The organism is Microscilla marina ATCC 23134, from assembly GCF_000169175.1.
GTDB lineage: Bacteria > Bacteroidota > Bacteroidia > Cytophagales > Microscillaceae > Microscilla > Microscilla marina.
Genome location: NZ_AAWS01000004.1, coordinates 84,209 through 101,858 on the forward strand (window position 1 = coordinate 84,209; position 17,650 = coordinate 101,858).

Annotated in this window: 23 protein-coding genes; 11 read left to right on the forward strand and 12 right to left on the reverse strand. The window is 44.0% G+C overall.

Going from position 1 to position 17,650, the window contains the following annotated elements:
• Nucleotides 1-442 precede the first annotated feature (442 nt).
• The 4 genes from M23134_RS04250 to M23134_RS04265 all read left to right on the forward strand — a co-directional run bounded on the left by M23134_RS04250 (nucleotide 443) and on the right by M23134_RS04265 (nucleotide 7,453).
• Nucleotides 443-1,000 (forward strand): Pvc16 family protein, encoded by a 558-nt coding sequence (locus M23134_RS04250; protein ID WP_045112983.1) that lies wholly within the window; start codon nucleotides 443-445, stop codon nucleotides 998-1,000.
• Nucleotides 1,001-1,112: 112 nt separating this feature from the next.
• Nucleotides 1,113-1,592: a hypothetical protein gene (locus M23134_RS40915; protein ID WP_157558332.1), complete on the forward strand. Its 480-nt coding sequence runs from the start codon at nucleotides 1,113-1,115 to the stop codon at nucleotides 1,590-1,592.
• A 248-nt stretch (nucleotides 1,593-1,840) separates the two neighbouring features.
• Nucleotides 1,841-6,559 carry a PKD domain-containing protein gene (locus M23134_RS04260; RefSeq protein WP_002694154.1) on the forward strand — a complete coding sequence of 1,573 codons (4,719 nt, stop codon included), beginning with the start codon at nucleotides 1,841-1,843 and terminating at the stop codon, nucleotides 6,557-6,559.
• A 189-nt stretch (nucleotides 6,560-6,748) separates the two neighbouring features.
• Complete coding sequence (locus tag M23134_RS04265) at nucleotides 6,749-7,453, forward strand: histidine kinase (protein ID WP_002694155.1); 705 nt, start codon at nucleotides 6,749-6,751, stop codon at nucleotides 7,451-7,453.
• 25 nt (nucleotides 7,454-7,478) lie between these two features.
• Here the strand turns inward: M23134_RS04265 and M23134_RS04270 are convergent, their stop codons facing one another.
• From M23134_RS04270 to M23134_RS04280, 3 genes are all read right to left on the reverse strand, one after another.
• A complete protein-coding gene (locus tag M23134_RS04270; RefSeq protein WP_002694156.1) occupies nucleotides 7,479-7,769 on the reverse strand; it encodes a hypothetical protein in 291 nt (96 codons plus the stop codon).
• Nucleotides 7,770-8,178: 409 nt separating this feature from the next.
• Nucleotides 8,179-8,592, reverse strand: a complete 414-nt coding sequence (locus M23134_RS04275; RefSeq protein WP_002694159.1) for a hypothetical protein — start codon at nucleotides 8,590-8,592, stop codon at nucleotides 8,179-8,181.
• A 64-nt stretch (nucleotides 8,593-8,656) separates the two neighbouring features.
• Nucleotides 8,657-9,094 carry a hypothetical protein gene (locus M23134_RS04280; RefSeq protein WP_002694160.1) on the reverse strand — a complete coding sequence of 146 codons (438 nt, stop codon included), beginning with the start codon at nucleotides 9,092-9,094 and terminating at the stop codon, nucleotides 8,657-8,659.
• A gap of 464 nt (nucleotides 9,095-9,558) precedes the next feature.
• Here M23134_RS04280 and M23134_RS41720 point away from each other — a divergent pair, with 464 nt between their 5' ends.
• Nucleotides 9,559-9,702 carry a hypothetical protein gene (locus M23134_RS41720; protein ID WP_198144980.1) on the forward strand — a complete coding sequence of 48 codons (144 nt, stop codon included), beginning with the start codon at nucleotides 9,559-9,561 and terminating at the stop codon, nucleotides 9,700-9,702.
• 56 nt (nucleotides 9,703-9,758) lie between these two features.
• Here M23134_RS41720 and M23134_RS04285 read toward each other — a convergent pair whose 3' ends face one another.
• The 3 genes from M23134_RS04285 to M23134_RS04295 are packed head-to-tail and all read right to left on the reverse strand — an operon-like array spanning nucleotide 9,759 to nucleotide 10,768.
• Nucleotides 9,759-10,139, reverse strand: coding sequence for a hypothetical protein (locus tag M23134_RS04285; RefSeq protein ID WP_002694162.1), 381 nt, complete (start codon nucleotides 10,137-10,139; stop codon nucleotides 9,759-9,761).
• Nucleotides 10,136-10,411, reverse strand: a complete 276-nt coding sequence (locus M23134_RS04290; RefSeq protein ID WP_002694163.1) for an NUDIX hydrolase — start codon at nucleotides 10,409-10,411, stop codon at nucleotides 10,136-10,138. Before M23134_RS04290 ends, M23134_RS04285 begins: the two co-directional genes overlap by 4 nt.
• 48 nt (nucleotides 10,412-10,459) lie before the next feature.
• Nucleotides 10,460-10,768 carry a hypothetical protein gene (locus M23134_RS04295; RefSeq protein WP_002694164.1) on the reverse strand — a complete coding sequence of 103 codons (309 nt, stop codon included), beginning with the start codon at nucleotides 10,766-10,768 and terminating at the stop codon, nucleotides 10,460-10,462.
• A gap of 424 nt (nucleotides 10,769-11,192) precedes the next feature.
• Here M23134_RS04295 and M23134_RS04300 point away from each other — a divergent pair, with 424 nt between their 5' ends.
• From M23134_RS04300 to M23134_RS04310, 3 genes are all read left to right on the forward strand, one after another.
• Complete coding sequence (locus M23134_RS04300) at nucleotides 11,193-11,408, forward strand: hypothetical protein (protein ID WP_002694165.1); 216 nt, start codon at nucleotides 11,193-11,195, stop codon at nucleotides 11,406-11,408.
• A 61-nt stretch (nucleotides 11,409-11,469) separates the two neighbouring features.
• A complete protein-coding gene (locus M23134_RS04305) occupies nucleotides 11,470-11,706 on the forward strand; it encodes a hypothetical protein (protein ID WP_002694166.1) in 237 nt (78 codons plus the stop codon).
• Between the two features lie 395 nt (nucleotides 11,707-12,101).
• Nucleotides 12,102-12,350, forward strand: coding sequence for a hypothetical protein (locus M23134_RS04310; RefSeq protein WP_002694168.1), 249 nt, complete (start codon nucleotides 12,102-12,104; stop codon nucleotides 12,348-12,350).
• Nucleotides 12,351-12,417: 67 nt separating this feature from the next.
• Here M23134_RS04310 and M23134_RS04315 read toward each other — a convergent pair whose 3' ends face one another.
• Entirely contained in the window at nucleotides 12,418-12,861 is a 444-nt protein-coding gene (locus M23134_RS04315; protein ID WP_002694169.1) for a hypothetical protein, read from the reverse strand.
• Between the two features lie 422 nt (nucleotides 12,862-13,283).
• On the opposite strand from M23134_RS04315, the gene M23134_RS04320 reads away from it, so the two are divergent.
• A complete protein-coding gene (locus M23134_RS04320; RefSeq protein ID WP_002694170.1) occupies nucleotides 13,284-13,511 on the forward strand; it encodes a hypothetical protein in 228 nt (75 codons plus the stop codon).
• A 229-nt stretch (nucleotides 13,512-13,740) separates the two neighbouring features.
• Here the strand turns inward: M23134_RS04320 and M23134_RS04325 are convergent, their stop codons facing one another.
• Together M23134_RS04325 and M23134_RS04330 are read right to left on the reverse strand one after the other, a co-directional pair.
• Nucleotides 13,741-14,124, reverse strand: a complete 384-nt coding sequence (locus tag M23134_RS04325; protein ID WP_002694171.1) for a hypothetical protein — start codon at nucleotides 14,122-14,124, stop codon at nucleotides 13,741-13,743.
• A 42-nt stretch (nucleotides 14,125-14,166) separates the two neighbouring features.
• Complete coding sequence (locus M23134_RS04330) at nucleotides 14,167-14,409, reverse strand: hypothetical protein (protein WP_002694172.1); 243 nt, start codon at nucleotides 14,407-14,409, stop codon at nucleotides 14,167-14,169.
• A gap of 421 nt (nucleotides 14,410-14,830) precedes the next feature.
• On the opposite strand from M23134_RS04330, the gene M23134_RS04335 reads away from it, so the two are divergent.
• Entirely contained in the window at nucleotides 14,831-15,328 is a 498-nt protein-coding gene (locus tag M23134_RS04335) for a hypothetical protein (RefSeq protein ID WP_002694174.1), read from the forward strand.
• 168 nt (nucleotides 15,329-15,496) lie between these two features.
• Here the strand turns inward: M23134_RS04335 and M23134_RS04340 are convergent, their stop codons facing one another.
• A complete protein-coding gene (locus tag M23134_RS04340) occupies nucleotides 15,497-15,778 on the reverse strand; it encodes a hypothetical protein (RefSeq protein WP_002694175.1) in 282 nt (93 codons plus the stop codon).
• Nucleotides 15,779-16,211: 433 nt separating this feature from the next.
• On the opposite strand from M23134_RS04340, the gene M23134_RS04345 reads away from it, so the two are divergent.
• Complete coding sequence (locus M23134_RS04345; protein WP_045112986.1) at nucleotides 16,212-16,781, forward strand: SH3 beta-barrel fold-containing protein; 570 nt, start codon at nucleotides 16,212-16,214, stop codon at nucleotides 16,779-16,781.
• Nucleotides 16,782-16,939: 158 nt separating this feature from the next.
• Here the strand turns inward: M23134_RS04345 and M23134_RS40920 are convergent, their stop codons facing one another.
• Nucleotides 16,940-17,107, reverse strand: a complete 168-nt coding sequence (locus M23134_RS40920) for a hypothetical protein (protein ID WP_157558333.1) — start codon at nucleotides 17,105-17,107, stop codon at nucleotides 16,940-16,942.
• Entirely contained in the window at nucleotides 17,104-17,565 is a 462-nt protein-coding gene (locus M23134_RS04350; protein ID WP_157558334.1) for a hypothetical protein, read from the reverse strand. Before M23134_RS04350 ends, M23134_RS40920 begins: the two co-directional genes overlap by 4 nt.
• Nucleotides 17,566-17,650 lie beyond the last annotated feature (85 nt).

Genomic DNA, 17,650 nt, shown 5'->3' on the forward strand with positions numbered 1-17,650 from the left:
AGGTTAGAATAACATAATATTTCTCAGAAGTGGCTCCAGTGCGATTGGGCACTTTCGCTGCGGCAAGAGTAGGCATTTTGGCGGATAAATTCCAAGTGAATACCTTGATGAAACTTTGATTTGTGTGGTATATATAGTTATAGTTATATAGTAAAACCAAAAAGTGCTATTTAAAAAAAGAGACACTACATAAAAATAGCCCATTAAGATCCAAAATTGCCTTTTGGGGTACTTATAATAGTTAAAAAGGATTTTTATATGATTATTTAAATAAGATATATTGTTATTTTAACTTAAATCAAAAGAATCAAACTTTCATCAAGATCGAGATTTGCCCCCAACCCCTGTACTTTCCTAACATTGTGCCATCAGTAGCTCACAATATGGTGAAGCTTTTTATACTGATTGTTTCATGGTTTCACTCGCAACAATCTCTTATCAAATGATTTATTCTATACTTCAACTTATTCAGGAATCCCTGCAAGATTTCATGGAACTTCAATTTCCTCAAAAAGCGTATGAGGTAGCAGTAGATAAACTGGTGACGCGAGAGGGTAAATCGACCACCGATGCCCAATCTGGGCGGATAGTCATTACTTTATTACATGCGCAGGAAGAACGTACTATGCAAAGAAGTCGCACCAGTGACCTTACTCAGCCTTATCATTTAAATCTCTTGCTGTTGTTTTCGGTGCACGAAAAAGAGCAAAATGCGAGCGGCAATGCTTACCTGGAAGCGATGAAGTACTTAGACATGGTTTTAGGTTATTTTCAACAAACCCCAGTATTTTCACCCCAAACCCATGCATTACCTCCCAATATTCAACACTTGCATTTTGAACTATTCAATGAAGACCTTCGGGAAAGCTCTTATATCTGGACAATGACTGGAGCCAAACATACCACTTCTGTACTTTATCAGGTGCGTAGTGTGACAGTAGGGCAAGCATTGGTTGGCTCGCAGTTCGCTGCCCACAGTCAACAACTATTTGGTACTTGAACTACCCATGATTAAGCATCAATCACAAATAATCAAATACAAAAAAAACTACCTAAACCCATTAGGCAATACAAACAATTAAATCATCTTAAACTCTCTAAAAAAAACGATTATGTATCACAATCATCCACCTACTGTTTCATACCCTACTACCCATAGGCAACCACCATCCTCTCCATTGACTCCCAATACATTGACCTTCGAGCAACCACAGGAACTTACCTTGGAGAGCGGGCTTGTCGTATGGGATATTAAACCAAAAAAGCCGAAGAACTCCCTTCGGGTCACCAAACCAGTGATAGAAAATCCCCAGGTTACCGAGATCAAAATATATACTGAGAAACTTGTATTGGGGGGTGACTGGCAAGGTGAAGTAATTGCCCCTATTACTTCATCAGGAGGGTTAGATGACGCTAAAGCGACCCATTATTTAGTGAGAAATGTTTGGTTAGAATTGATTGGCTATCAGGTTGAGTACTACATTTTTCGTATCCAGGCAGCCTTTATGGTACCCTTGCCCAAAGTGGTATATCTGTACCAGCAAAACAGCCGAATTATAGTAAACAAAAATGTGGTAAAGTGTAATGGTTAAATTAAGAATTGAAAACTCCTAATTCTCAAACAGTGCCTTGCCGCATTTCAATTGTTTACACAGCGATTAAATTTGTTTCCCATAGTGCAAGGTGCTGTTTTTTAGTAAGTCAAGAGTTGAGAGTCGGTAGTCGGGAGCTACCATAGGCTACCAACAATAGACTAATAAAAGAATCAAACTCTAAACCCAACCCAGGGTAGTTCAAGTCATCTACCGACTCCTGACTACCAACTACTGACTAAAAAAAAATGAAAACATTCACCCTATTTTGCGTGCTCCTCTGGAGCCTTGCCCAGCCCTCCTATGCCCAAACCCAACTTCGGGGGCAGGGTACCAGCTTTGCCATTAGTACGCTGACTGCTGCGACTGCTTATATAGAAGAAAGTGCCTCTGCGGTAGACAATAGTCGCCCAACTCCCGATCCAGTGATCATCATCCCTGCCGACCCGGTGACCGCCTGCAATAGAGGCAAGTCCGTGACTCTTTCACCCATTATCATCAGCGAGCAAAGCACTGGATCGTTTGCAGTAGGTAAAGGAGTGTTGGTGTTGGGTTTCGATCATCCCGATTTTGTGATTAGTAAGTTGCCTGTGGTAGTGGTGACAGGAGCTCCTGGCGATTTTCTTGCTCCTACTGTAGAGTTAAAATCAGGCAAACTCTACATAGACTATGATTTTGTGGGTGCCACCAAGGTAGGCGGCATTGTGCTGAGCGGGCTGGAAGTATTGGCTAAAAGCAAGACCGCAGGAGCAGTAGCCCAGTTAAAACCCGTAAGTGGTTACGCCCACTTTACGGGGCTTACTACCAGTGCCGTTTTTGCCACCATAAAAGGCATCAATGCCACCACAAGCAGTGCGCTTCCTGCCCCAACAAATATTGGGGGCTTTGGCGTAGTGTGTGCCGGGGGCAATGGCTTTACTTATACTGCCGATCCGGTGCCCGATGTCACGGGCTATTTGTGGAAGCTGCCAGTTGGCTTTCTTGCCAGCAACGATCCCCAGGCAATTCAGGTATCGGCAGATCAGTATTACACTGCTGACAATATGATTACCCTGGACGTGGCAAATTCGGCAAGCGTGGGAAACAAACTGCTACAGGTCAAAAGCGTAAATGATTGCAAAATAAGTACTACCGCACGCAGCAAAACCATTCGGGTAGCAGTTCCACCCAATCCCAAGGTAAGTTTACCCGCTACGAGTTTTCCCGACAACGATTTTTCTCCGGTAAACATCACCGTGACCAATAGCCCGGCGGGGGGAGTAGGTGTACTTCGGGGCGATGGGGTAGTAGGCAACAAACTCTATCCAGGACTACTTTTTCCGGGCACGGGTTACAAGGTGTATTACGACTATGCCATCAACAATTGCACGGTGACGGTGAGTACCTCTTTCAGCGTGTATGATGCCGATGCCGTGGTATTGGGACTTGCCACAAGCTATTGCAGCAATGTAGCGGCTTCTCAAACCGTGACGATTGCCAATCTAAGTTCGGCGTTGGGGGCAAAGCTCTATAGCCCTACAAACACCCTGATCCCTTTAAACTTGCGGCTGATCAGTGGCAACGATTACCGCTATACTTTTAGCGGTCAAGACTTGTATAAACACTACGGCGCCGGGGCTTACCGTTTTGAGGTCACCCAGGCCGGGGCAAGCGTGCCCATCAAGGTGGCTTTTCAGATTACTACCCCTCCCGCCCAAAGCATTACCGGAGGCACAGGCGCCCAGGTATGCGGCGATGGCAGCTCTATTTATAATTATAGTTCCAGCATTGCCGCCACCACCGACGAATTTGAATGGTCGGCACCCGCAGGGGGGGCTACTTTTGTAGGAGGCATCCACCGCCAGGCGACGGCATCGGTAGTTTGGTCAGGAGGCACCCCTACGGGAACCAGCAAAATCCTGCGCCTTGCCCAAACCCGCAATGGTTGTACTACCATTACCGACTATGCGGTGAAAGTTTTTGCCCTGCCTGCCCCCGGCATTTTAGGGGATTTGACCCCCTGCGCTGGTGAAACGATCACGTATAGCCTAAGTAATGGTGGTAGCACGAGTGGAGGCACCTACAGTTGGCAGGTAGCAAACGGGCAAATTGTGGGAGCAAGCAATCAAAATACGATTGTCGTCAAGTGGGGCAATACGAAGGGTAATCTCAAAGTAACTCAAAGCCTCAATGGTTGCACCAAAAGCGCCGAGATCACCACTACTATAGAGGCGTTGCCCACGCTCAGTATTGCAGGATTCAACGCTGAGCGTAGATATTGCGTAGGAGATGCCACTCCTGTGGTACTTACCCCTGTATTTGGTGGTACTGCAACGCTACCTTCGGACTATTTAACCAAGGGAAGGTTTGAAATTCAACGCATAGCAGGCAACAAACCAACATCAGCTTCCTTTGTTCGCTTGGTGGCACAAAGTGGAGCCCTTACTGATCGCTGGTTGCCTGCTTTTCCTATTATTGGGTCGGGTGAAGCCTCTATTCCAACAGATGCCAACACAAACAAACTCAACCTCAACGCCGGGCAGTACCTCATTCGCTATACTTATACCAATGCCAATGGCTGTGTAAACTACTCGGCGGCTTATACTATTACTATCCAACCCTTGCCTACCCTTAGTTTCACCGGGCTTGCCGACAGTTATTGCAGTAACGACTCACCTGTAATGCTGTCAGCGTTCAAAAACGGGGTACTCACCCCGCTTTTGCCCGGTTTTATTGCGCGAAACCTTGCCACAGGCGAAGAAAAAGCCTTGGGGGGCAACCTACTCAACCCTGCTAACTTCGTGGCGGGTAGATATGAGTTGTTTTTAGCACTTGCCAGCACAGGCAGCACGGGCTGCGCCAACACCTCCAACCGCGATACAACGGTGTATTTTGAGGTCATTGATCCACCCGCGAGCGTGCAGGTAGTAGCCGAAAGGCGTTGGAACGAGGATACCCTCCGTTTTACTGCGGTTGCTGGCACTCCTGTGTCAAGTTGGGCGTGGAATTTTGGTAATTTGCTCGCCTCTACCGCAAGCGTGGCTTATCCGGTACACCCCGATAGGCAAGGAAGCATTCCATTACTGAATTATAGCCTAAACGCTACCAATGCCTCCGGTTGTAGCGAACAAATCAGCCAGGCGTTCAAAGTAGATTTTGATTTTGAAGGACAATATATTGGCGGCAAGGGCGAGTCGTATCCCACCCGGTTTACTGATCTTTCGCTGGTAGTAGGCGATTCTATCCAGGCTTATGTCTGGAACTTTGGTGATGGGGCGACTTCTACAGCAAAAGACCCCGTGCACCAGTACCAACGCCCCGGTACTTATGAGGTAAGTCTGACCATTCGCACCTCAGTGGCGGCTTATACGCTGCACCGCCGCATCGATATTTTTCCATTAATAAAAGTCACTGAAACGACTCCTTACTATAGTAGTTTCGAAAACACCGCAGGTGGCTGGCTTACCCACGGCACTATAGCCAAAGAGAGCACTACCGAAGGCAGCAGCTGGCAACTGGTGAATGATGCCTGGCAAATGCCGGGTGGCTACGCTCATCAGGAACAGTCTTATGTAGCAAGCCCTGCCTTTGACATTAGTGAGCTGACCTGTCCCGTACTTTCGTTCGATTACAAGCTCGATACTGATGCAGGCGCTGACGGGTTGGTACTCCTTTATACGCTTGACGATGGCAAGACCTGGCAACGCCTGGGGGTAGTAGATCAAGGCGTTGGCTGGTACAATACCACCCCCATTTTGGGCAAACCAGGTGATCGTTTTACGACTAGCAACGGTGATGCTCAGGGTTGGTCAGGCAAGTTCAAAGGTTGGCGCACCGCACGCATTGCTTTGGATAGAGCCATTGCTAATTTACCCGCTGCTGCTGCCAATCCCAACATCATCCGGTTCAGGTTTGCTTTTGGCTCCAATGCCGACAACCCACCGGGCAGCACGTACCAAGGGATTACTTTTGACAACTTTGAGCTGCGTAATCGCAACCGGGTGGCACTCCTGGAATATTTTACCAATCAGGGCATAGCAAATGCGGCGATTAAAAGCACTCAATTAGCTCAGGTAATGAGTGCCAGCAGCAACGGCGAAATCGTGAGTATTCATTACCATACCAGCTTCCCTACGGTAGATGAGTTCAACAGCGAAAACTCTAAAGACCCCAGTGGTAGGGCTTTGCATTATGGTTTGCGCAACGTACCCGCTACGGTGGCAAACGGCAGGGTGAAAGATTCCTTGTCAGTGACCCAACTCAAAGACAGCCTACTCAAAGAGACCTTGTTGCCAGCAGCTTTTGCCATCGATATTGCACCTGCTCAATGGCAAAACAAACATCTCGAAATTTCAGCAAAGATCACTGCCTTAACTGCCTTCAACGAGCCTGTTGTTTTTCACGCGACCATTGTAGATAGTAGCCGGGTGGCTAATAACACAGGAGAAACCTACGCTCAGGTACTTCGCAAGATGTTGCCTGATGCAGCAGGGATTTTTAGAGGGAGCGTGTGGAAAAAAGGCGAAGTTCAAAGCCTTGGATTTAGCTACAACGCGGGACCAGGAAGGGTGAACCCTCAAAACTTAAAAGTAGTGGTATTTGTGGCAGACTATCAAAGCAGGGGCATTTATCAGGTAGCTACGGCAAAAGTGCCTGTGAATGCCGGGCGTGATGCTGATGAAAATACGGTCACGGGGTTAAATGGACAGTCAAAACCACATGCTACTAAACTGCTTGCCTACCCCAATCCAGTGAGGGAAGCAGTGACCCTGGTGTTGCCCCAAGGCCTGGTGCCTTCGCCCGACATCCGTTGGCAGGTCATCAGCCTGCAAGGGCAGGTAGTAACCAGGGGGCATTGGGCAAGTCGTACCCACCAGCACCAAATCTACCTGCACGAACTCTCGGCGGGGGTGTATGTAATCAAAGTATATGATGCCACAAGCCCTGGGCGAAGCAGTTTTGAGTGTAGGGTTGAGAAAGTAAAATAATAGCAGTGTAATGTAGTTAATGTGTCCTGTTTTTACCCTCATAGAACTTATGTTGGTTAGTGATGGATGGATAACAGGGATAAACCAAGAAGGCAGGTTTGCTGAACCTGTCCTTCTTTTTTAAAAAGTGCAGACAATAGTCAATGGCGCTTTGCGAACCATAAAACAATACAACCATAAAACAATCAAATGATGATCGATACGATCCAACAATCATTAATCTCAGAAGGCTTGCAGGAAGCAAGGCAACTGGTGCAGACAATGAAGCAAAAAGCATTGAAACTTACCAATACCGATTTGCTCAAAAGAATTGTGGAGTTAGAAGATATGCTGCGCAATATTGACGATGTCAATAACATCTCTACCGAAGCCGTGCACATAGAGAAGTGCAGCCTTAAGGCACTCATTGATACGGCTTACCAAATGTACCACCTCTACTTTAGCCGCAAAGACATTCGTTTTTCGAGCTATGTGGCAAACCTACAAATCAAAGTAGATAAGATGAGCTTTTTTAGAATGTTTTTCAGTTTGGTTCATTATATGGGCAAGCACGCCCACCCCGACGAAGAGCGCTTTATTAGTATTGAAGCGGCTGCTTATAATAGCCAAACTATTGCTATGTATATAGAAGACAATGGTGTATACCCGACCAGCAATACCGATATTTTCGACCAGTCGTTCAAACGACGGATTACCGGGGCAATTTCAGGAGTAGGGCTCGCTGCCATCCAGCAATGGGCTCACTCGGTAGGGGGCAAGGTATGTCCCGTTGACAAAGTAGGTAGCGGCTTAAAGCTGTGTTTTTTGTTGCCGGGCACGGCGAGTCCCCATTTGCGTGAGCAGCCTTTAGGAGAGGCAAGGTTGCCTTTGCAAGGAGCATCTGTAATTTGTTAGTTAAGTCAAAAAACTGGCAGAGCAATTAACTCCACCAGCTTTTTCTGTGCCCATTGTTGGTGTCAAACTCAAAGCCCCGGTAGCGTACGTTGGCTTTCCACCACTCTTCGTTTATTTCAACATCGTATATATAGTGGATGCTGTCTTTGCCAAAGTCACGCTTGCTCTTAAATTGAGGGTTTTGGATGGCGGTACGGGGTACCCACATCGAGCGGTATTTATCGAGCCTGTCTTCAATAAACACCGCTTCTTTGTTCCATTTTTTGATCCAGATATTGCGGGCTGTCCAGGTAGTCTTTGTTTCTATTGTAGTCATTGTTTTAAGTGATTTAGTAAGTCCTTGTTTGAATTATTATATGTCTAAAGACGACTAATTTAGTCCGACTATCAACTCGCTGTTGGTGAGTAGATGATGAGGTAATAAAGCTTGCCGAAAGCGATTTTTTGACGCAGCTTAGGGCACTCAGAATAGTGCAGGTTTTTGGCGGGTAGTGGGCATTTCTTCCAGTAATAGTGCTATAGTAAAAGATTCCTGAAGTTCATTGGGGCAAAAAATGATACAATCAAGGGGGAATTTCGGGCAACCGAGACATATTCAAGGCAAAAAGGGTGGTTTGGAGGCATTATATGCACTTAGGCGGTTTTTCTTATTTGCCCTAACCCCAAAAGGCGAACCAGATAAGATAGGTTCACCTTTTGAGAAATAGAAGCGTACAAGAGAGGACTTAGCCAACCCCTATAAACAAAAACACTTTGCCGTGTTTCCCTTTGATTCCGTTTTTGATCCGGAAGGCACTGGCGGCTGGTCCCTTGAGCCTTAAGCCCAGAGTTTTATTTTCGTCCACCATTGCCTGGGCAAGGCTGAGCACCTTGGTCTGCCGTGCCTTGGGTACAAACAGCAGGTAACGTTTTTTGTCCCACTCGCTGGCATCCGTTTTGAGCGAACAGCAGGCTTGTCTGATCCATTCGGCGTATTTGAGTGGGTTTACTCCGGCGGGAGTGTTGATTTCCTCAAAGGTTGTTTTGGTGTGCAAATCACTGTTTGCCCCGGCTTGTTCCTGGGCTTCTTGATGGGCAGTCCAAAACGCTTCCCCTATACTTGCCCCAAACCCTTGTCTTTCAAAATAAGTCATTTTCATTTGTTTATTGTTTAAATCACTGTCACTCTCACAGGTAGAAAAACCAGCTTTCGCTGGTCGTTCCTTAACATCTGGCACAGCCAAAAAACAGGTACACATTGCCTTGTTTGCCCGCGTAAACTGTCCTCCGGCGAAACTCCTGTGCCTTTTTTCCGGTCATTTTGATGGCCAGCGCTTTGGCACTGGTGTTGGCGTAGTAATTAGCATAAGTAAATACCCTTGCCTGATGCCTGTCAGGAATGGAGCCCAGCAGTTTGTCTTTTTGCTTTTGGCTAATGCCATAGCCCGTAAAAGCCTGATTCGCTTTTTCAATCCAGCTCAGGTATTTGGCAGGGGTCACCCCTTCGGGTACGGCTACTTCTATGCAGCCTGGTTTGGAGTTGAGGTCTCCACTTGCTCCATCAATAATTCCAGTAAAAGCTTCGGCATCTTCGTAAGCCCTTTGGTAAGCTTCTTCCATTGTTTTTCCGAAGGCGTAGCGTTCAAAATTTGTTGCTCCCATTGCATTTTTATTTAATGGTTAATTATTTAATTATAGTGCTAAGTACGAGTAATCTTACCCCCTTACCAACCCACTGTGGGCGAGGTAATTATGATGTAATACTATCTGGCAAAAGCGATTTTTAGCGTGAATTTTTGTGCCCGGAAAAGTGCCATTTTTGGGCGGGTTTCAGGCAACTATGCTGGCAATAATGCAACAGGGAACTACAGGATAGTGGAATACAGGCAAACGTTGAAAAAAGTGGGGGAATTTCAGGCAAACGAAGACAGTTTATGCGCAATCTGGCGGTTCCGGGAGTAGAATATGCACTTTGGTAATTAACCTTATTTGGCTTGTGATTCAGCGATTAAGTACTGGATAGTTCCCCAAAGATTGAGGTACTTAGAGGTATAATAAAAAAGGGCTTGGAAGGTAACAGCTCCCAAACCCGTTGTTTTTAACTTTAAAAGATAAAGCCAATGCAAATGTCAAACAACCTACTGAAAAAAGCAACCCCAACCGACATAAAATGGAGCACCGAAGAAGAAGAGGAAGGGTTTGATCCCTGGGGGTGGGAACCTAACTACGGAGACAAAGACTTTGGGGTTAGCGACCGGGATTTTTATTAGTATTAAAATGATTGAACGAGGCTTTATGTGTTGTAAAGCCTCGTTTTTATCTTGGTTTAGGTGCTCGCTTGTCTAAAAAACTGTTCAATCTTGGGGGCAAGTTGTTCCTGCCAGTCCTGTTTGCCATCTACGAGGATAAAAATATCCTCCATGCCCTGTTCGGCCACGGTAAACAGGGCGTAGTTGAAACAGTCGCCGTTTGGCAGACACATCAGGTACAAATGCCCTTGGGTGTATTCACTAAACTCCTCCAGAATAAACCCTGATGCACTATCTGAAGCCGGAATGACCTCTTTTTGGTATTCCTGCGGCTGCGGTGCCTGGTCTGCCTGGTGGTAGTAGCGGGCACTCAGCATATCATCCAACCGGGTAATGAGGTAGCCTAACTCCTCGTCGGTCAGTTTTTCAGCGGCGGCTATGATGGTCGTATATTTCATTTTTTCCGGTTTAAGTAAAACAAATGATCTACCCAAAAAATGTCCTCCCAATAATCCTGGTTAATGCTGATGCGATAAACCCCTTGGTTATCAGAGGTAACCCCTGCCAAAAACCGGGGATTACGGATAACGGTCACGGGTAGCCAGGCATAGCCGTGGGCTTCATGGCTTATTTTGACAATGCCCTCCTGAATTTTACACAAATCCATTGCCACCTGATGGGTGACTAAATCCTGGTCAAAGACGTTGGCGGGTGGTGATTGCTTGCTCATTTTTTACAGTATTTTTTTAGTGATGATTTGAAACTGACACGCGCTGTGTCAGTCTATAATGCCTTGTTCGGTAAAGCCTATAATAAAGCCTCTGGTAAAACTTATCTTGTCCAGGTTTGGGGTTTTACTGTTACTTGCTTCTTTCAAAGCAAGGGCGTCCAATTCCTGAGCGTTGAGGATAAACTCATCCAGCATTTTTTGTAAAGTGGCTTGGTCTGTTTGGGCTGCCTGGACTGCCCCGGCATTAAATCCGGAGATAAAGTCTGCCTGATCGAGTTGATGTGGTAGTTGCTTTTTGTCAAAATACCTTTGGGACATTTTAAATTTCTCAAGGGCGATATTTTCTAAATTTTTCATTTGTATTGAATGTTTTTGTTTACTGCTTTCATTGTTATGACACAAAGCACGACTAATTGTGTGCCCTTAGCAACTCACTGTTAAACAGAAGGTTATGATGTAATACTATCTGCGAAAAGCGATATTTTGAGGTGTTTTGTGTACTTCTAAAAGTGCCATTTTTAGGCGGGTTTGGGGCAGTTTCAATTACCATAGTGCCATAGAGTAGCGATGCTATGGGCAGATAATAACAAATGGTGAAAAGAGTGTAGGTGCTTTAGGGCAAATCAGGACATATTTGGGGTGGTTTAGCTGGTTTGGAGGGCGTAATGTGCACTTTGGTAACTAATCTTATTTGCTTCGCTATCAGGGGTTTAAGTACTGGCTAGTGGGCAAGGTATTGTCGTTTTTTGTTTTATAAATAATTACTAAATAAAACAACGACATGGACAACGCCATTCAAATTGTAGAAGCCCAAATTGAAGCATTACAACAGCATAAAGCAGCCACCAGTCAGGAGTTCAAAGCCTGTGTAAAGGCAGGCAAGAGCAATGAGGCTGACCGCTGCGAAATTGAACTAAGTAATGTCGATCGGGCAGTATTTGAGTTGATGAAACTCAAATCAAAACTAGTGACTGCTGGTGCCAAAGGCAGTGAATGATTAATACCACCGGGGCGGTTTTGTCCCGGTGTTTTTATACAAACTATAAAACAGAGATCAAATGAATACCCAGGCAGCATTAGCATTGTATACCCTGCTTACCATACGCAGTGAAGAACTCTGCAAAGAGCGACTACTTGCCGAAAGAGCTCTGGAATATGCCAAAGATGCCCGGTCATTGGTAGATGTGGCTTTTTATGAAAAAGAGCTGGAGATCATCGATAGGCTGGATGGAGAACTCAATCTCTTAATGGAACAAGCCGAGCAACTTGCCGAAGCAAATCGTGAAGTAAAATAATCAACAGAAAGCTCCACTAACTTTTATGAAGTTGGTGGGGTTTTGCTTTGGGTAGGTTCAACCAGAAAAAGATAGAATTAACACAACGAACGACAATTATTCAGCTACTTGCGTAAGCACCCAACGCCTCACTTGCCCCTGGGTCTGGGTAGGTGTTTATTTCACAGGCATCGCCTGGGTAAACAAAATCGCTACTGAAGGCATCAAAAATAGCTTGTAGTAAAAGTAAGCGTCATCAAGTAAGACCCAGCGGTAATTCAACTTAACCGCTGGGTTTGGTGCTTGTCTGGCATTACAAATAAAACCCTGACGTAGCGCATAAAAAATACCTGATTATGCTGTATATTTATGGTGTGCCCGCAAAAACGGGCAGTAAATGATAAATCATGTGACAAATGAAAGAAGATCAAGTAATGTTCAAACCGTCAGTATTTTTTGATGATAATAATGAATTAAACGATTCAGGGATTTTATTATATGTAGATGCGCTCAGGCTCAACCGGGAAAAAGAGTTGCCAGGCGAACTTACTGCGCATATTCTTCGCTCACCTCATGATCGAAGAAGAATTCTTGAGTATTATGAGTTTATAAAGGACGACGATATTCGGGAATTGATGCCTCACCCATATTTTGCACAGCATTAACTAACCCAGACAAAATCAAGAGGCTGGTTGGTGATCCATTCCAGCCTCTATCACAAATCAACGCTTTTTATCCTCCCAACTCTTCTTCAAAAAATGCCTCCAGACAAGCCTGATAATCACCTGACCAATTGTCGTCATAGGTACTGAGTGTGCTTTGTACTTCTTGTATTTTTTTAGCAATTGGCTGCTGCCAGGATTCATCCCCGGTATCATGATAAATGACCTTCAGGAAAGAAATATCCGCCCGTTTTATAGTAAAGAGAATACACACGCTGGTTGTGAAGCTGACAGGATGCTGCTGAATGTATAGTTTGCCTTCGTGAAACAGATTGTATCCATTTTTGAAATAACAATCAAAATTAACAGACAACGTGCCATCTGCTTGTATACACAGTCCTTGCACTTGAGCTACAGAATAAGGTACACCTTTAGGCGCGGTAAAAAAATCACCAGAATTAAGAAGTAGAAATCTGGGTTTTTCTGTGGGTATATTGATTAGTTTTAATTGCATAAAAAATTATTTATTTGATTTATAATGCTAAGCACGATCAATTAAGTGCTCTTATCAACTCGCTTTTGCCCAACTAATGGCGAGGTAATACTCTTTGCGAAAAGCGATATTTTGAGGCGTTTTGTACGCCAGGAAAAGTGCCGTTTTTGGGCGGGTTTGGGGCGATTTGGATTGGAGTAGTGCAATGGTGAGCCTACGCAGTAGCTGTATTTGATCAAATCAGAAAAAAAGTAGGGGTGTTTTGGGGTGAACGAGGACATATTGGGGGTGATTTGGCTGGTTTTGGGGCAAAAAGTGCACTTCTACAACTAATCTTATCTTGCTCGCTATCAAGGTATTAAGTACTGGATAGTAAGAGATTGTTTGTCGTACTTTGGTTCATAATTAAACAGTTAAACCACGCATTACTAAATAAAACCGCCATGATTACAAACGAAGCATACTGGGTAATAATAGAAAGAAGAAATGAGTTAGCCATTGAACTATCCCAGGTAAAAAAAGCACTTGAAACAGCCAAAGCGACCAAAGCCATGGAGCAAGTAGTAGCACAGGAAAAACAAGTGGAATTTTTAACCCTGATGATTGAGGAGTTGAGACAGCTCAACTATCGCATCGCAAAAGCAGAAGAAGCAGCGAAAAAAGAGGGGTAGGCTGGCAGTAAAACGAGGTTGGTCATACAGCCTCGTTTATATATTCAGAAAGCAACCAAAAAGTGTTATCTCTTATCTACATTTTTTTGTTACCCCTGCTTTACCGATTACACCGACCAACGAAACCTGATATAGGGTTTCGTTTTTGCTCCTGCCCAAAGCAAGGCTCCCCCGAAAAATCAGAACCTGGAAGCCGACTCATCGAGGGAGGCTCCCGGTTCCTTCCTTATTATTCAAATGCTGTTGCCCCTTTTTCAAAAAACAGTCTGATTTTCGGAGCCAGTTTTTTCTCCCAATCGAAGCTGCCATCCGTTAAGGTAAACAGGTGTTTAATTTCGATATCGTGCAGGGTATACAAGGCATAAATCATTTTATCTCCATAAGGTTCTGCCATCAGCTGAAGTTTTCCTTCATCGTATTCCGGCTCGTCAGTCAGAATAAAACCAAATTCGTTTTTTTCAGACAACACCACACCTTTAGTATGCCCCTGAAGCTTAGGACGTACTTCATCGTATTCCTTCACTTTTTGCATGTGGTTAAGGTCGGCAATTAGCCAGAGTAGTTCGTTGCTGCTAAGTTTATCAGCTTCAGTTAGTATTTTATCGTAGTTCATCTTTAGGCTTGGTTTGTTGTTTTAAAATCATATTTCGGTGGTTTAACCCATCCAAAAAATATCCTTCCAGTAATCTCGGTTTACTTCGATGATGTAGTTTTTGGTGCTGAGTGGTTCTATGTTTCGAACCACACTGATGGGTAACCAGGTGGAGCCAAGTTGTTCGTGGGTCACCTTCAGCAACCCTTCATGAATTTTGCCCATGTCAAGTATTACCTGGTGTTGTTCCAGGTCCCGGTCAAAAACGGTTCTTCCGGGTATTCGAAATCTTTTTCTTGTTTTCATTTTCTTGTTTTCTAATAATTTATATCACGAAGTACGACTAATTGCGTGCCCTTAGCAACTCGCTGTGGCACAAGTGATTATGGCGTAATATTGTCTGCGAAAAGCGATATTTTGAGGTGTTTTGTGTACTTCGAAAAGTGCCATTTGTGGGCGGGTTTGGGGCAATTTAGATTACCATAGTGCAATAGAGTAGCTATGCTATAGGCAAATGATAATAAATGATAAAAACAGTGCAGGCGTTTTGGGGCAGATCAGGACATATTGAGGGTGTTTTAGCTGGTTTGGGGGCAACAAGTACGTTTTTGAAACTAACCTTATTCGCTTCGTTATCAGTGATTTAAGTGCTTGATAGTGGGCAGGGTATTGTCGTACTTTGGTTCATAATTAAAGCTAAACAAACTACTAAATAAAACAAGAATACATGGATCAGATAGCTATTCAAAACCGAAGCATCTCACTTGATTTGTTCAATAAAATAATTGGACGACAGAAAATCTCACGGATTTTCCTGCCAATCATTGGTTGGGAACAAATTCAGGATCAAAACAGAGAAAACATTCTACAAGCTCAGGAGGATTTGTTCGCTCAATTAAATGATCAGTTATCAATGCCCATTGAAGGAACCAACCTTTCCTTGATTATTAAACTGACCACTCTAAAGGTTCGGAAGTTTTGCCATATACTGAGTCTCCTGGATATAAATTATATTGACTCTAAGGTATTCAAGGCTGTAGATCAATATAACTACCCAAGAAACCAGTATTTGTATAAAAATTATTCAACTGGTGCTTATGATTTAACTGACTCACAGGAGAGCGTTAAAACTTATTTGATAAGCCATTACGGGAAAGCATTCTGGGAGAAAAAGCCTTGCATGGCAGTGATTGACTTTTCAATAGAAAGAGTGGATGCAATATAAGCCAACAAAAAAAGCCCCACTGATTTTACACGAAGTCAGTGGGGCATTGCTTTAGAGCAACCAAAAAAGATAAAAAAACGAACGGTCATTAGCAACCTGCTCATAGTTTGCACCAACAAGCAACGCCCCACCTGTAGAGGTAGGGCAAGGGCTTGGTTTTGTCTGGCTTTATATTAATTTCTTGAAAATGGTTACGGGCATTGTCTGGGTGAAAAAGGTAAGAACTCTTATTTCGCTTACCTGTTCAAAATCAATTACTTTCCATTTTTCTTCGCTGAGGCTGTAAAAGGTGAGCTGCTTGCCCTGGTGGTTTTCTTTACCGATTTGCTGTTGCTTTTTAGCTGGGATCAAATCAAGGTTTAAGGTGGTTTTTTCAATCTTTCCGTTGAGGGTAATTTGAACTATTCCGCTGCTTAATGCTACTATTGTTCTTTGTTTTATCTGATTCATCTTTTTTAATGTTTTTGTTTACTTGTTTAATTATTATGATACAAAGAACGACTAATTGCGTGCACTTAGCAACTCACTGTGGCACAGGTAATTATGGCGTAATATTGTCTGCGAAAAGCGATATTTTGAGGCGTTTTGTACCCTTGGTAAAGTGCCGTTTTTGGGCGGGTTTGGGGCGATTTGGATAGGAGTAGTGCAATGGTGAGCCTACGCAGTAGCTGTATTTGATCAAATCATAAAAAAATCAGGGGTGTTTTGGGGTAAACGAGGACATATTGGGGGCAATATGGAAGGTTTTGGGGCAAAATGCACGCTTTTGCAACTAACCTTATTCGCTTCGTTATCAAGGGTTTAAGTACTGGTTAGTGGGCGTTTGTTTGTCGTACTTTGGTTTATAATTAAAGTTAAACAAACAACTAAAACGCTTACTACAATGACCTTAGCAACCGATACAAACACTGCCAACTCCCTCACTAAGGAGGAGTTAAAACAAGATTTAAGAAAAGGCATCGCACAGGTAGCCTACACCAAGTTAGATGGTACCCTGAACGTACGGAAAGCAACTTTAAACTTTAGCTTGATCCCGTTAAAAGATCACCCAAACGGCGCGGAGTATAACCCACCCAAAGACAAAGGCTGGGTTAACTATTACGACCTCGACAAGGGCGAGTGGCGCAAACTGCACATCGACCGTTTAAAAGAATTGAATATCTTATTTGAGTTGAACCCGGTAAATGAGGAGTTTGAATACCACACCCTGCGCTTCAAAAAACTGAGCTATGAGGCAGTGAAACAACAAGCCACAGCTTACTTTAACCAACATAAAATACTTACTACCCTACACCTAAAAAAGGCGTTACGTGAAGCAGGTTATTGGGCAACTCAGGAAAAAGTAAGCGAGCTGATGCAGGAACTGGCAACTCGTGAGGTTGACTGGAACTTTAGCCTGCAAGAGGGCGAATTATTTAGGCTGTATTATCAGGAAGAGGAAGTGGAGTTTTAGACTCCAGTTTTTTTGATTAAAACGTTAAAAAAATCAGCGGCGCTATTTTAAATTATCAAAAAGGAACATACCTTTGTAGCGCATAGCTGGTTGAAGAATCTTGGGGGATGAGTAGATTTGTATCTACTTTCCTTCAGGTTTTTTTTGCTTTAGGGCAACTAACTACTCACTCCTTCTCCACCACCTCTACCGTATACTTCCCCATCACCACTTACTACCTGAAAGTAAAACACCCGGAGTTTACTAGCCGCCTCCGGGTGTGGAAAGGTAGGTACTAGCAGATTCGGTGTGTTGGCAGAGCAACAGGTAAGGAATGAGTTTTTCAAGTTTCTGGGTATGCTGCGTATTGAATAATCATTTCCTTGTCATCAACTGTTAGCAGTTGCCCCTGTGACTGATGCCTTCCTCTGATGTAAGCCCTTCGCGCACCAAAATGTGTATTTGGGTTGTCAAAATCAGCAATAACAGGCAAATGATAAGTGGGCGAAAACTTTACCTGGTATACCTTATCCAAATGAGCGTAATACAGTGTATTGCCGTAACACCCCAGATACAAATGCTCTGCCAGCTGAAGGTGATCATAGGGGTACAGACTATAGCTGTTTATTACTGACTTTTGCCCCGGAGCATCGGAATTTATAAACCAGCTTTTGATAAAACAGGAACTATGGCTTAGATCGAAGCCATGCACCTGTCCGGCTCCGGCAGTTGGGTAGTAAATATGCTCTACCCATAAGCCCAACATCAGGTTTGGGTTTATAGTGGATATTGTTGAAATTTGCATTATGTATCTAATTTAGGTTTGTCCCCATTTTGTGCTTTAATTGTCAAACATGAAGGCATTTAGACGGGGTTTATTGATTGTAATT

Coding starts and splice junctions, on each gene's coding strand:
- M23134_RS04295 (WP_002694164.1), bottom strand. CDS start 10,768: ATGAAAAATTTAGAAAATATCGCCCTTGAGAAATTTAAAATGTCCCAA.
- M23134_RS04335 (WP_002694174.1), top strand. CDS start 14,831: ATGGATCAGATAGCTATTCAAAACCGAAGCATCTCACTTGATTTGTTC.
- M23134_RS04345 (WP_045112986.1), top strand. CDS start 16,212: ATGACCTTAGCAACCGATACAAACACTGCCAACTCCCTCACTAAGGAG.
- M23134_RS40915 (WP_157558332.1), top strand. CDS start 1,113: ATGTATCACAATCATCCACCTACTGTTTCATACCCTACTACCCATAGG.
- M23134_RS04275 (WP_002694159.1), bottom strand. CDS start 8,592: ATGAAAATGACTTATTTTGAAAGACAAGGGTTTGGGGCAAGTATAGGG.
- M23134_RS04260 (WP_002694154.1), top strand. CDS start 1,841: ATGAAAACATTCACCCTATTTTGCGTGCTCCTCTGGAGCCTTGCCCAG.
- M23134_RS04305 (WP_002694166.1), top strand. CDS start 11,470: ATGAATACCCAGGCAGCATTAGCATTGTATACCCTGCTTACCATACGC.
- M23134_RS04265 (WP_002694155.1), top strand. CDS start 6,749: ATGATGATCGATACGATCCAACAATCATTAATCTCAGAAGGCTTGCAG.
- M23134_RS04330 (WP_002694172.1), bottom strand. CDS start 14,409: ATGAAAACAAGAAAAAGATTTCGAATACCCGGAAGAACCGTTTTTGAC.
- M23134_RS04250 (WP_045112983.1), top strand. CDS start 443: ATGATTTATTCTATACTTCAACTTATTCAGGAATCCCTGCAAGATTTC.
- M23134_RS04290 (WP_002694163.1), bottom strand. CDS start 10,411: ATGAGCAAGCAATCACCACCCGCCAACGTCTTTGACCAGGATTTAGTC.
- M23134_RS04325 (WP_002694171.1), bottom strand. CDS start 14,124: ATGAACTACGATAAAATACTAACTGAAGCTGATAAACTTAGCAGCAAC.
- M23134_RS04320 (WP_002694170.1), top strand. CDS start 13,284: ATGATTACAAACGAAGCATACTGGGTAATAATAGAAAGAAGAAATGAG.
- M23134_RS04280 (WP_002694160.1), bottom strand. CDS start 9,094: ATGGGAGCAACAAATTTTGAACGCTACGCCTTCGGAAAAACAATGGAA.
- M23134_RS41720 (WP_198144980.1), top strand. CDS start 9,559: ATGTCAAACAACCTACTGAAAAAAGCAACCCCAACCGACATAAAATGG.
- M23134_RS04285 (WP_002694162.1), bottom strand. CDS start 10,139: ATGAAATATACGACCATCATAGCCGCCGCTGAAAAACTGACCGACGAG.
- M23134_RS04300 (WP_002694165.1), top strand. CDS start 11,193: ATGGACAACGCCATTCAAATTGTAGAAGCCCAAATTGAAGCATTACAA.
- M23134_RS04270 (WP_002694156.1), bottom strand. CDS start 7,769: ATGACTACAATAGAAACAAAGACTACCTGGACAGCCCGCAATATCTGG.
- M23134_RS04350 (WP_157558334.1), bottom strand. CDS start 17,565: ATGCAAATTTCAACAATATCCACTATAAACCCAAACCTGATGTTGGGC.
- M23134_RS04340 (WP_002694175.1), bottom strand. CDS start 15,778: ATGAATCAGATAAAACAAAGAACAATAGTAGCATTAAGCAGCGGAATA.
- M23134_RS04310 (WP_002694168.1), top strand. CDS start 12,102: ATGAAAGAAGATCAAGTAATGTTCAAACCGTCAGTATTTTTTGATGAT.
- M23134_RS04315 (WP_002694169.1), bottom strand. CDS start 12,861: ATGCAATTAAAACTAATCAATATACCCACAGAAAAACCCAGATTTCTA.